This window comes from Novosphingobium naphthalenivorans NBRC 102051, assembly GCF_001590985.1.
GTDB classification, from domain to species: domain Bacteria; phylum Pseudomonadota; class Alphaproteobacteria; order Sphingomonadales; family Sphingomonadaceae; genus Novosphingobium; species Novosphingobium naphthalenivorans.
The window spans coordinates 1-11,256 of sequence record NZ_BCTX01000112.1; the positions used below are offsets into that span (position 1 = coordinate 1).

The 11,256-nt window shown below is 65.0% G+C and carries 12 protein-coding genes; 2 read left to right on the top strand and 10 right to left on the bottom strand.

The genetic code is table 11. The features are described 5' to 3' along the window. Nucleotides 1-17: 17 nt before the first annotated feature. From tldD to wecB, 5 genes are all read right to left on the bottom strand, one after another. Nucleotides 18-1,436, bottom strand: a complete 1,419-nt coding sequence (gene tldD / locus NN5_RS22460) for a metalloprotease TldD (protein ID WP_067738532.1) — start codon at nt 1,434-1,436, stop codon at nt 18-20. Nucleotides 1,437-1,639: 203 nt separating this feature from the next. Next, a complete protein-coding gene (locus NN5_RS22465; RefSeq protein ID WP_067738535.1) occupies nt 1,640-1,852 on the bottom strand; it encodes a zinc-finger domain-containing protein in 213 nt (70 codons plus the stop codon). A 59-nt stretch (nt 1,853-1,911) separates the two neighbouring features. After that, the gene (locus NN5_RS22470; RefSeq protein ID WP_067738537.1) at nt 1,912-2,436 is read right to left on the bottom strand and encodes a CHAP domain-containing protein; all 525 of its coding nucleotides are present in this window, start codon (nt 2,434-2,436) and stop codon (nt 1,912-1,914) included. 167 nt (nt 2,437-2,603) lie between these two features. After that, nucleotides 2,604-3,905, bottom strand: coding sequence for a UDP-N-acetyl-D-mannosamine dehydrogenase (gene wecC, locus NN5_RS22475; protein WP_067738540.1), 1,302 nt, complete (start codon nt 3,903-3,905; stop codon nt 2,604-2,606). After that, a complete protein-coding gene (gene wecB, locus NN5_RS22480; RefSeq protein ID WP_067738542.1) occupies nt 3,883-5,022 on the bottom strand; it encodes a non-hydrolyzing UDP-N-acetylglucosamine 2-epimerase in 1,140 nt (379 codons plus the stop codon). Before wecB ends, wecC begins: the two co-directional genes overlap by 23 nt. Before the next feature lie 124 nt (nt 5,023-5,146). Here wecB and NN5_RS22485 point away from each other — a divergent pair, with 124 nt between their 5' ends. Both NN5_RS22485 and dcd read left to right on the top strand, forming a co-directional pair. Next, on the top strand, nt 5,147-5,935 hold the full coding sequence (locus NN5_RS22485) for an EF-hand domain-containing protein (RefSeq protein ID WP_157081277.1): 789 nt from the start codon (nt 5,147-5,149) through the stop codon (nt 5,933-5,935). A 101-nt stretch (nt 5,936-6,036) separates the two neighbouring features. Next, nucleotides 6,037-6,591, top strand: coding sequence for a dCTP deaminase (dcd, locus tag NN5_RS22490; RefSeq protein ID WP_067738559.1), 555 nt, complete (start codon nt 6,037-6,039; stop codon nt 6,589-6,591). A 49-nt stretch (nt 6,592-6,640) separates the two neighbouring features. Here the strand turns inward: dcd and NN5_RS22495 are convergent, their stop codons facing one another. The 5 genes from NN5_RS22495 to NN5_RS26440 all read right to left on the bottom strand — a co-directional run. Continuing rightward, nucleotides 6,641-7,237 carry a lysozyme gene (locus NN5_RS22495; protein ID WP_067738545.1) on the bottom strand — a complete coding sequence of 199 codons (597 nt, stop codon included), beginning with the start codon at nt 7,235-7,237 and terminating at the stop codon, nt 6,641-6,643. A 75-nt stretch (nt 7,238-7,312) separates the two neighbouring features. After that, nucleotides 7,313-7,957, bottom strand: a complete 645-nt coding sequence (locus NN5_RS22500; protein WP_067738547.1) for a fasciclin domain-containing protein — start codon at nt 7,955-7,957, stop codon at nt 7,313-7,315. 199 nt (nt 7,958-8,156) lie between these two features. Next, entirely contained in the window at nt 8,157-9,566 is a 1,410-nt protein-coding gene (gene glnA / locus NN5_RS22505) for a type I glutamate--ammonia ligase (protein ID WP_067738550.1), read from the bottom strand. Between the two features lie 173 nt (nt 9,567-9,739). Next, nucleotides 9,740-10,078, bottom strand: coding sequence for a P-II family nitrogen regulator (locus NN5_RS22510; protein ID WP_067738553.1), 339 nt, complete (start codon nt 10,076-10,078; stop codon nt 9,740-9,742). A gap of 930 nt (nt 10,079-11,008) precedes the next feature. Further along, a partial coding sequence (locus NN5_RS26440; protein ID WP_169801038.1) for a CPBP family glutamic-type intramembrane protease occupies nt 11,009-11,256 on the bottom strand: 248 nt, incomplete at its 5' end.

Below are 11,256 nucleotides of genomic sequence, written 5' to 3' on the forward strand. Positions count from 1 at the left end.
CTGAATGGCGATTGGCCCTAGGCGGTGCCGCCGACTGTCAGTCCTTCGACCAGCAGGGTCGGCTGGCCGACGCCCGCAGGCACGCTCTGGCCGCCCTTGCCGCAGACGCCGACGCCGCGGTCGAGCTGCAGGTCGTTGCCGATGCCCTTGACCTTGGTCAGCACCGAGGGGCCATCGCCGATCAGTGTGGCGCCCTTGATCGGCGCGCCGAGCTTGCCGTTCTCGACCTTGTAGGCCTCGGTGCAGGAAAACACGAACTTGCCCGAGACGATATCGACCTGACCGCCGCCGAAGTTCTTGGCGAAAATGCCGTTCTTGATGCGGCTCAGGAGCTCTTCCGGATCGTCGGTCCCCGCCTTCATGAACGTGTTGGTCATGCGCGGCATCGGCGCGTGGGCATAGCTTTCGCGGCGGCCGTTGCCGGTCGGCTCGACGCCCATCAGGCGGGCATTGAGGCGGTCCTGCATGTAGCCTTTAAGGATGCCGTCCTCGATCAGCACGGTTTCCTGCGTCGGCGTGCCTTCATCGTCGATCGACAGCGAGCCGCGCCGCGCCTCGATCGAACCGTCATCGACCACGGTGACGCCCGGCGCGCCGACACGCTCGCCGACGCGGCCGGCGAAGGCGGAAGTGCCCTTGCGGTTGAAATCGCCTTCGAGCCCGTGGCCGATCGCCTCGTGCAGGATCACGCCGGGCCAGCCGGGGGCCAGCAGCACCGGCATTTCGCCTGCCGGGGCATCGACGCTTTCGAGATTGACCAGCGCCTGGCTCAGCGCGGCGTCGATCGCCTCGTTCCAGGTCTCCGGCTTGAACAGGTCTTCATAGAGCCAGCGGCCGCCGACGCCGAACGAGCCGGTCTCGCGCCGCCCGTTGCTTTCGGCGACGATCGAGACGCTCAGGCGCACCAGCGGGCGCACGTCGGTGGCGAGGAACCCGTCGGCGCGCACGATCTCCACCACCGACCACGACCCGGTAAGCGAGGCGCTGACTTGCGCCACGCGCGGATCGCGGGCGCGGGCGGCGGCATCGATGGTCTCAAGCAGCTTCACTTTCTCGCCGAAACCGACGAGGTCGAGCGGGGAGGCATCGGTGTAGAGGTGGCGGTTGCTCTTCACCGGCGGCGGCGCCATCGCGCCCTTGGCCGGATCGAGCAGTTGCAGCGTCTCGCCCGCGCGGCGGATCGCCTGGGCGGAAATCTCGTTGGCGTGGGCAAAGCCGGTCATCTCGCCGGAAATGCCGCGCAGGCCGAAGCCGGCATCGCGCGAATAATCGGCGGTTTTCAGCCGGCCATCGTCGAACCCGAAGGCCTCGCTCGCCACGAACTGCAGGAAGAGTTCGCCGTCGTCACAGGCCTTCAGCGTTTCGGCGGCCAGCGCCTGCGCGTCTTCGGGGGTGAGCTGGCGGTAGAGGAGCGAGCGGGGATCGGGAGCTGTCATGCTCCCCGATATAGGAGACGATGGGGCGGATGGGAATGACGATGCCGCAGGAATGCGGGCAGGGACCCCATGGGCTTAACATTCGTCATCCCCGCGAAGGCGGGGATCCAGTGCGCAGGCTATCGTATGGCGCGCGCGTCAGAAGCTGGATTCCCGCCTGCGCGGGAATGACGAAGTCCGGTATTCCAATGGACCTGGAAAGATCAGGCCGCCTGCTGGTCGGCCGGGCCGCCCTTGAGCACGAAGCGGCGATCGCAATAGCCGCATTCGACATAGCCCTTCTCGTCGATCTCCAGCCACACGCGCGGGTGGCCGAGCGCGGCGGGCTTGTAAGCGCCGGCGGCGCGGATGTCGGAGGCCCCGTCGCAGCAGACGCGGTGGGAATCGGTGTAGACGGTTTCGGGCGGGTTCATCATGAGCCGGTCAACTAGCAGGGCGCTGCAGGGATTTCCAGCGGGCAAAGCCGCGAAAAGGATCAGCCCTTTACCGAAAGATCCGAAAAAGCCGCTTCGAATGCACCGTGCTGGGCAGCGGCCACGCCGGTGGGGGCGGTATCCGCAGCGCCCGGCGCATAAATGAAGCCGAAGGCCGGGCTGGCGCGCAGGCCCAGCGAGCCGGTCTGGGCATACCACACGCGCACGCTGCTCCAGTCGCCGTTGGGCGAGACATCTTCGGCGAGCGCCGAAGTCTCGATCATGCCGGGGCGCGACCAGTTGGCGTGATCGAGCATGACATGGCGCGAATCCACCACCTTGCGCACGACCGCGACGTGGCCGACCGGCATTGCGCCGCTGGCCTTGAATACCAGAACCGAGCCCGAACGCGGGGCCTTGCCGCGATCGTAGAGGCCCTGAGCCTGGCTCCACCATGTCGCGGCATTGCCGTAGAGGTCGATCGCCGAGTGTTCCCGCGCATAGGGCGCGCACTGCAGCGGGCGGGCCGCGGCCGGAACGGCAACGAGTGCGGAAAGGGCGGTGAGGGCTGCGACCAGTTTCTTCATTGCCCGCGACTATAGCGGGGCAATCTTGCTGCACTAGCGAAGCGCTTCCCGCCCTGCCGCCCTCTTCGCACGGTTCATCGCTCTATCCACAGCGGCCAGTCGCAGGAGGGGCGTGAAGCGCGCGCGGCGAATCGGAAAAAACGTGGGATCAGAATGACTCCGGCCGCTCAACCCACCAGCTTGAGCCGCGCTTCCTCCTCACGCACGACGCGGGGCTGGTCGGGCCAGATGCCGCGGGTGTCGTAAACCAGCTTGTCCGCGCGCTCGGCCAGGGGCACGACGCGGAACACGTCGTGATCGACCAGCACGATCAGGATCTGGCACGTCTCCAGCGCATCGTCGATGTCGATCTGGGAGACGCCGGTATCGGTGAATTCGATCGGCAGTTCGTCCGCGTGCGGCTCGACGATCGAAATGCGGCTCCCGAACTTGCGCACCAGACGGCTGGCGACGAAGCGGGCCGGGCTTTCGCGGAAGTCATCGATATTGGCCTTGAAGGCGAGGCCGAGGCAGGCGACTTTCGCGTCCGGATGGGCTTCGATCAGCGCTTCGGCCTTGGCGATCACGTGGTGCATCTTGCCATCGTTCACGCCGCGCGCGGTGCGGATCAGCGGGGTCTCGTCGGGCGCGCCGTGGACGATGAACCAGGGGTCGACCGCGATGCAGTGGCCGCCGACGCCGGGGCCGGGTGACAGGATGTTCACGCGCGGGTGGCGGTTGGCCAGGCGGATCACTTCCCACACGTCGAGGCCCATCTTGTCGGAGACGATGGACAGTTCGTTGGCAAAGGCGATGTTGACGTCGCGATAGGCGTTCTCGACCAGCTTGGTCATTTCCGCCGAGCGGGCATCGGTGGTGACGCATTCGCCGCGCACGAAGCGCTTGTAGAATGCCAGCGCCTTGCGCGCGCAGCGCGGGGTGACGCCGCCGATCGAGCGGTCGTTGTTGGTCAGCTCCTCAAGGATGCGGCCGGGCAGCACGCGCTCGGGGCAATAGGCGATCGAGATATCGGGGATTTCGCTGGTGAGGCCCGGGACTTTCAGGTCGGGGCGCATTTCCGCGATCATGTCGCGCATCTGCTCGGTGGTGCCGACCGGCGAAGTCGATTCGAGGATCACCACGTCGCCATGCTTGAGCACCGGCGCGATCGTGCGCCCGGCGGCGAGGACATAGGAAATGTCCGGCGCGTGGTTCTTGTCGAACGGCGTGGGCACCGCGATCACGAAGACATCGGCGGGCGCCACTTCGGTCGAGGCCGAGAGCAGCCCGCGCGAGACGACGCCGTGGACGAGGCCGTCGAGATCGACTTCCTCGATGTGGATCTCGCCGCGGTTGATGGTGTCGACCACCTTCTGCGAAACGTCGAGGCCGAGCACCTTGCACCCGGCACGGGCGATCACGGCAGCGGTGGGAAGTCCGATATAGCCGAGGCCGACGACACAGACGTCAGGCTTGTTGTCCGATTTCATTCGCGAGCAGCTCCACAATCCGGCGCGAGGACTGCCCATCCCCGAACGGATTGTGGGCGCGCGCCATGGTCTCGTAGGCCTCGGTATCGTCCAGCAAGGTTGATATTTCGGAAACGATTCGCGCGGCATCGGTGCCGACCAGCTTCGCGGTGCCCGCTTCCACGCCTTCGGGGCGTTCGGTCGTCTCGCGCATGACCAGCACCGGCTTGCCGAGCGCGGGGGCTTCTTCCTGCACGCCGCCGCTGTCGGTCAGCATGATCTCGGCGATGTTCAGCAGGCGCGCAAAGTGCGGGTAGTCGAGCGGTTCGATCAGCGCGACATTATCGAGCCCGGAAAGCCGCTCGTTCATCACCCGCCGCACGTTGGGATTGAGATGGACCGGGAAGATCACCGCCGTATCGGGCCGCGCGGCGATCTGCCGGATGGCCTGTGCGATCTGCTCCATGCCTTCGCCGAAGTTCTCGCGCCGGTGGCTGGTGACGCCGATGATCCGCTTGCCCGCGAATTTCGCTTCGAGATCCGCCAGGCCCGCGGCCAGCGCGGGCTCCGCCGCGATCTTCGCGCTGACCCAGTGCAGCGCGTCGATCACGGTATTGCCGGTGACATGGACGCGCGCGGGATCGACGGCTTCGCGCAGCAGCGCGGCCTCGCTGGTGGTGGTGGGCGCGAAGTGCAGGCTGGCCATGGCGCCGATGATCTTGCGGTTCACTTCCTCGGGCCAGGGGTGGTAGATATTGTAGCTGCGCAGCCCCGCCTCGACATGATCGACCGGAACCTTGCGGTAATAGGCGGCGAGCGCGCCGGTCATGGCGGTGGCGGTGTCACCCTGCACGATCACGCGATCGGGCCTGACCGCATCCATGACTTTGCCGAGACCGGTGAGCAGGTTTGCCGTCAGCGCGTCGAGCGTCTGGTCGGGCTGCATCACGTCGAGATCGTGATCGGGCACGATCCCGGAAATCTCCAGCACCTGATCGAGCATCTGCCGGTGCTGCGCCGATACGCAGACCACGCATTCGAAACGCGGATCGGCCTTGAGGGCATGGACGACGGGGAAGAGCTTGATCGCCTCGGGGCGGGTGCCGAAGATGACGAGAATGCGGGCCGGGTTGGTCATGAGGCGCGGGATACCAGCCTAATGTTAACCTTGAAATAAAGCGCCTCGCCGCCGCGCGACAAGTTGCGACACTTTTTCGTTCTCCTGCAATGTTCCGGCTAAATTGCGCAGGCACAACACCATCATGCGCATGATTTCCCTGTTCGTTGCAGCCTCGGTGCTGCTGTCTGCTCCTGCCGCGATGGCCCAGGGTATGCCCGGCGGCATGGGTGATGGTGGCGGAATGGGCGGCGGAATGGGGGGCGGCGGCGGTCCCGGTGGTCCGGGTGGCGGCCCCGGCGGCGGCCCTGGCGGCGGCAAGCCGCACGCGCCCAAGCCGGTGAAGCGCAAGGATTTCGACAAGCTGGTGACGGGGATGTTCCGTGAGGCGGACGCCAACCGCGATGGCACTGTCACGCTCGACGAGCTGCACGCCGTGATCGAGGCGCGGCGCGACGCGGTGATCGCGCAGCGCTTCGAGGCGGTCGACACGGACCGCAACGGCACGCTCTCGCGCGCCGAGTTCGTGGCCTGGCAAAAACAGATGGGCTCGGCCGCTTCCAGCGAAGGCGGCGGCTTCGGCGCGCGCGACGGGCAGATCGCCGATGTCATCAAGCCCGAGACCGGCAAGGACATGGAAGACCTCATGCTGGCCAGCCTGATCGAGCCGCTGAGCGGAACCGTGATCGCCAAGGCCAACACCAATTACGATGCTGGCGTCTCGCTCGACGAATTGCTGGCCTACGAAGGCAAGCGTTTCGACGCGGCGGACAAGAACAAGGACGGCTTCCTCACCATGGACGAAATGCGCCCGGACGACCGCTCCGGCAAGGCGCGCGGACCCGGCGGCCCCGGGGGCGGTCCGGGCGGCCCGCCGCCGGGCGGCCGTCCGCCGTGCCCGCCGGGTGAGACTTGCAGCGCGTCTGCTGATTGACGGCATCTGATCGATTGGCCTGAGGCTGCGGCCGCCCGGGACTGGTGGACAATTCCCGCCGGTCCCTTGTCGCGGCGGCGGCCTTCGGCGATCACCCGGGCATGGCGATTCTCAGCGACAAATGGATCCGGCAGCAGGCGCTGGACAACGGCATGATCGAACCTTTCGTGGAGGCTCAGCGCCGCGACGGGTGCATTTCCTATGGCCTGTCCTCCTACGGCTATGACGCGCGCGTGGCGCCCGAATTCAAGATCTTCACCAATGTCGATTCGGCGGTGGTCGATCCCAAGGATTTCGCCTCGAACTCTTTCGTCGACCGCGAGACCGATGTCTGCGTGATCCCGCCCAATTCCTTCGCGCTGGCCCGCACGGTGGAATACTTCCGCGTGCCCAAGGACGTTCTGGTGATCTGCCTGGGCAAGAGCACTTATGCCCGCTGCGGCATCATTGTGAACGTCACCCCGCTGGAGCCGGGCTGGGAAGGGCACGTGACGCTGGAATTCTCCAACACCACGCCGCTGCCCGCCAAGATCTACGCCAATGAAGGCGCCTGCCAGTTCCTGTTCCTGCAAGGCAACGAGCCGTGCGAAGTCAGCTATGCCGACCGCGCGGGCAAGTACATGGGGCAGAAAGGCGTAACGCTGCCGCGGCTGTGACGGCGGCGTGGCAATACCACCTTCGCTCGACACGAACGGGCGGGGAGCTTCAAGGCCGCGCGTAAAGCGCCGCCTCTTCCGCGCGGCGGGCTTTCAGGCCCTCCATCGGCTTGCCATCGTTGTTGATCCACTTGCCGAATTCGGCCTGAGCTTCGGCGAACTTGCCCTGCTTGTGCAGCCCGGTGAGCGTGGCTCTGGCGATCGCACCGGTGTTGTAATGGAACGAGACGAGCGCATCGAACTGGTTCTGCGTCGTGGGCGCCTGGCCCAAGGCTTTCGCCACCTCTTCGACATAGCGGACAATATCCCGGTCGAAGCGGGCATCGCACGCGGCCTGGGTCCAGATGACGCCGCGCTTGATATCGGACCCGGTTGAGCCCCAGCCGATCGTCCAGGGCCGGCCATCGGCGCTGCCGGGGTCGGGGTAGGCCTCGAAGCGGCCATCGGCGCGGGGCTTGCCGCAGCCTTCCCATTTCTGGATCAGCGCCTTGCCGGCCGGCCCGAGTTGCCACCGGAGCGCGGTGGAGGAAGAGGGGAGGCCCAGCGCGCGATCAATCGCGGCATCGAGCAGGGATACTTCGCTATCCTCGAAGCCGCGCCCCAGCAGGTGGCGGACTTCATCGAAAATCGGCTTGCGGTTGAGCATCGGCCTTCTCCGTGGCTGGCGGGAAAGGCGAATCAAGTAAACCGGAAGCGGGGCTGTAGGAAAATGGTTTGTGGTTCAGGACGCGGCCACGACTTTCCCAAGCATCCCGGTGATGGGGATGGCAATGGACGAGCCGCCTGAGACCGGATCGCCGTCCAGCGTGGCCTGTGAGCCGTCGGGCGCCGTCACGGTAATGGCCGCGGGTGCGGCGGCGGTGCCGTTCGCCTTGGTGAAAGTGAGGAGGTCGCCGCCCAGCGTGGAGATCGTCACAGTGCCGCCGGGGCTGGCATCGATCGCGGCACCCAGATCCTTGGGCGTGATATGGCCGGGCAGCAGGTGGTCCTTGAGCAGCGCCGTCAGTGCCGCATGGTCCCCGGCGGCGAACAGGGTCTTTTCGGTGCTGCCGAGGGCAACGAAGGCATCGTCCTCGGGCGCGAGCAGGGTGTAGCTTGCAGGGCCCTGAAAGCTGTTCGCGATTCCCGTTACCTTGAGCGCTTCGGCCACGGTCTGCAGGCCATCGGCATTGTCGAGGGCATCGGGAAGGGACTGCGGCGCCGAAACTGCCGCTTCGCTGGCGACCGAACCGGTCGCCACGGCTTCCGTGGGATCGGCGGAGGCGTCGGCGGAGGCAGAGACGCCGGGCGGGGCGGCTCCCGAACAGGCGCTCAGCGCCAGAGATGCACTTGCCAGCAGCGCGAGAGTCAGGGGAGCCTTGCGCATGTTCCACGCCTTCCTGTTCGTAACGACAGTCTATCGGATGGCCACAGTCATATGGCGGTCCGTGCAACGTCAGATGAACGGGCGGGGGCGATCGTGTCGCCAATGGTAACAGGGCGTGTTCCGGCGGAAACGAAAAGGGCGCCCGGATTGCTCCGGACGCCCCACTCGGCGAACTGGTTCGCCGCCTGAACGCGAAGGATCAGGCGCTGTAGTACATGTCGAACTCGACGGCCGACGGCGTGGTTTCCCAACGCAGCACTTCGGGCCACTTCAGTTCGAGGTAGGCTTCGATCTGGTCTTCGGTGAACACGCTGCCTTCGAGCAGGAAGGCGTGGTCGGCCGAGAGCGATTCCAGAGCTTCACGCAGCGAACCGCAGACGGTCGGCACTTCGGCGAGTTCGGCCGGCGGCAGATCGTAGAGGTTCTTGTCCATGGCTTCGCCCGGGTGGATCTTGTTCTTGATCCCGTCGAGGCCGGCCATGAGCAGCGCGGAGTAGCACAGGTAGGGGTTGGCCATCGCGTCGGGGAAGCGGAATTCCACGCGCTTTGCCTTGGTGCCGGCACCGTAGGGGATGCGGCACGAAGCCGAACGGTTGCGGGCCGAGTAGGCGAGCAGAACCGGCGCTTCGTAACCCGGCACCAGGCGCTTGTAGCTGTTGGTGGTCGGGTTGGTGAAGGCGTTGAGGGCCTTGGCGTGCTTGATGACGCCGCCGATGAAGTAGAGGCAGGTGTCCGACAGGCCGGCGTAGCCGTTGCCGGCGAAGGTGTTGTCACCGTCGTTCCAGATCGAGATATGCGTGTGCATACCCGAGCCGTTGTCCTTCATGATCGGCTTCGGCATGAACGTGGCCGACTTGCCGTAGGCCTGCGCGACCATCATGACGACATACTTGTAGATCTGCATGCGGTCGGCGGTGGTGGTCAGCGTGCCGAAGGTCAGGCCGAGCTCGTGCTGGGCAGCCGCCACTTCGTGGTGGTGCTTGTCGCAGGGCAGGCCCATTTCGAGCATGGTCGAGACCATCTCGCCACGGATGTCGACGCAGCTGTCGACCGGCGCGACCGGGAAGTAGCCGCCCTTGGCGCGCGGACGGTGGGCAAGGTTGCCGGTGTCGTAGGTCTTGTCCGAGTTGCCCGGCAGCTCGATGTCGTCGAGCTTGAAGCCGTTGCCGTCGTAGCCGTCATAGAACTTCACGTCGTCGAACATGAAGAATTCGGCTTCCGGGCCGACGAACACGGTGTCGCCGAAACCGGCCGACTTGACGAACGCTTCGGCGCGCTTGGCGGTCGAACGCGGGTCGCGGGCGTAGAGTTCGCCGGTCGAGGGTTCGACGATGTCGCAGAACAGGATCATCATCGGGGTGGCCGAGAACGGATCGACATAGACCGCGTCGAGGTCGGGCTTGAGGATCATGTCCGACTCGTTGATGGTCTTCCAGCCCTCGATCGAGGAACCGTCGAACATGAGGCCGTCTTCGAGTTCGTCCTCACCGATGACCGACGACACCATGGTCAGGTGCTGCCACTTGCCCTTCGGGTCGGTGAAGCGAAGATCGACCCACTCGATCTCCTCGTCCTTGATCTTCTTGAGGACGTCCTTTGCACTTGCCATGTTCTTGGTTCTCCAGATTTACTCTTCCGATTCCGGAAGAGGATAGGGGTGGATGGCATTCCGGGAACGCTGCCGGCCCCCTGTTCCGGCTTGTCCCCGGTCCGGCGAGGCCGGATCCGATCTTGATGTCCGGCAAGGCCGGACAGGCGAGTTCCCGGCGCGCGGCCGGACCCTCAGAGTGCGTCGTCGTCGCGTTCGCCGGTGCGGATGCGCACTGCGGTTTCCACCGGCACGACGAAGATCTTGCCGTCACCGATGCGGCCCGTCTGCGCAGCGTCGGCAATCGCTTCGACCACGCGTTCGGCCAGGGCATCGGCCACGACGACTTCAAGTTTCACCTTGGGCAGGAAATCGACGACGTATTCCGCGCCGCGATAGAGCTCGGTATGGCCTTTCTGGCGCCCGAAGCCCTTGGCTTCCGTCACCGTGATGCCGGAGACGCCCACTTCGTGAAGCGCTTCCTTCACTTCGTCGAGTTTGAAAGGCTTGATGATGGCTTCGATCTTCTTCACGCCTGTCTAGACCCCTGCATTTGATCCCGGACATTATTGAAGAGGTTTCCGGTCCGGGAGCCAGATGCCTCGCGCGCGATTCCCATCAAGAATCGTGCCAATGCGATTAGCCTATTCGTAGGCCATGTGTGCAGTCGCGAAAAGAGCGGAATCGCACGATTTGCCAAGTCATCTAACGCGCCTTCATGCTGTCGAGGGGCGCAATGCAGCAAGTTCTGTTCAAGATTTGAGCATCGCTTGCCTGAAAATTGTGCACAGGGTGGTTTTCGGGGCGGGGGCGCGACGTTGGATAGTTAAGTGCGATGACACGCCTCACGAAGCGCTCCCCCCTTGAGGGGAGAGGGTTGGGAGAGGGGAGGGCCGGAGGTTCCCCTCTCAACTCCGGCTAGACGGGCAAGCCGTCAAGCCTGCGTATCTCTCCCCTCAAGGGGAGAGAGGAGGGCTGCTCTCTTGACAAAAATAACCATATAGGTTAAAAGTCGCGCCCATCAGTCACTGCTGATGCGCGGCGGGTGCAGCGAAGCGAAAGGCCATCGCTGGCATGTCACCTGCACATGCGGCCGGCGTTCCCGCAGGAGGGGCCGCCTGCATTCGCGGCGAAATCATGGCTTTCGGGGCTTGCTCCGGAAGGTCTGCGGCAGGGGAGCGAGCCCGTCCCGCAGGCGTTTCGTCCGCCAGGGCTGTGCCGGCAAGCCTTGCGTTCCCCTTGCCAGCCGTTCGCACGAAGGAACCACGCAAAGCCTGTTGCGTCAGGCCATTCACGCCGGCCGCACCGCCTGCCGTGATCTTCCTCCGGGCGTTACCGGCATTCGCCAGCGGGGGATGGGGTGTGCGTGGAGGCATTCGGGCGGAATGGCTGTCCGCTTTCGGGAAGCTGGTTTAGGCTGTTGAACGGCGGGAAAGTCGAAGGCTGCGGCCATCGCTCAGATATCAAGCCATCGCCGTTTCATCTTGTGCCGCAGTAATCCGACGTGCGGTCAGATAGCCGATAAATGGCAGTGCGACATGAATGAAGATAAGCCACCACAAGCTGGAAGTCAGGGCGTAACCGATCGCAAAGAGGAAGGCGGACACAATGCTCGGAAAGCTCTCGCGGAAGTTTTTCCAGCCATGAGCCAGACCGTATGCAAGGCCAGAACAGAAAATGGCTAATGGAAGGCCGGCCAATGGTGTCAGCC

Coding starts and splice junctions, on each gene's coding strand:
- tldD (WP_067738532.1), bottom strand. CDS start 1,436: ATGACAGCTCCCGATCCCCGCTCGCTCCTCTACCGCCAGCTCACCCCC.
- NN5_RS22465 (WP_067738535.1), bottom strand. CDS start 1,852: ATGATGAACCCGCCCGAAACCGTCTACACCGATTCCCACCGCGTCTGC.
- NN5_RS22470 (WP_067738537.1), bottom strand. CDS start 2,436: ATGAAGAAACTGGTCGCAGCCCTCACCGCCCTTTCCGCACTCGTTGCC.
- wecC (WP_067738540.1), bottom strand. CDS start 3,905: ATGAAATCGGACAACAAGCCTGACGTCTGTGTCGTCGGCCTCGGCTAT.
- wecB (WP_067738542.1), bottom strand. CDS start 5,022: ATGACCAACCCGGCCCGCATTCTCGTCATCTTCGGCACCCGCCCCGAG.
- NN5_RS22485 (WP_157081277.1), top strand. CDS start 5,147: ATGCGCATGATTTCCCTGTTCGTTGCAGCCTCGGTGCTGCTGTCTGCT.
- dcd (WP_067738559.1), top strand. CDS start 6,037: ATGGCGATTCTCAGCGACAAATGGATCCGGCAGCAGGCGCTGGACAAC.
- NN5_RS22495 (WP_067738545.1), bottom strand. CDS start 7,237: ATGCTCAACCGCAAGCCGATTTTCGATGAAGTCCGCCACCTGCTGGGG.
- NN5_RS22500 (WP_067738547.1), bottom strand. CDS start 7,957: ATGCGCAAGGCTCCCCTGACTCTCGCGCTGCTGGCAAGTGCATCTCTG.
- glnA (WP_067738550.1), bottom strand. CDS start 9,566: ATGGCAAGTGCAAAGGACGTCCTCAAGAAGATCAAGGACGAGGAGATC.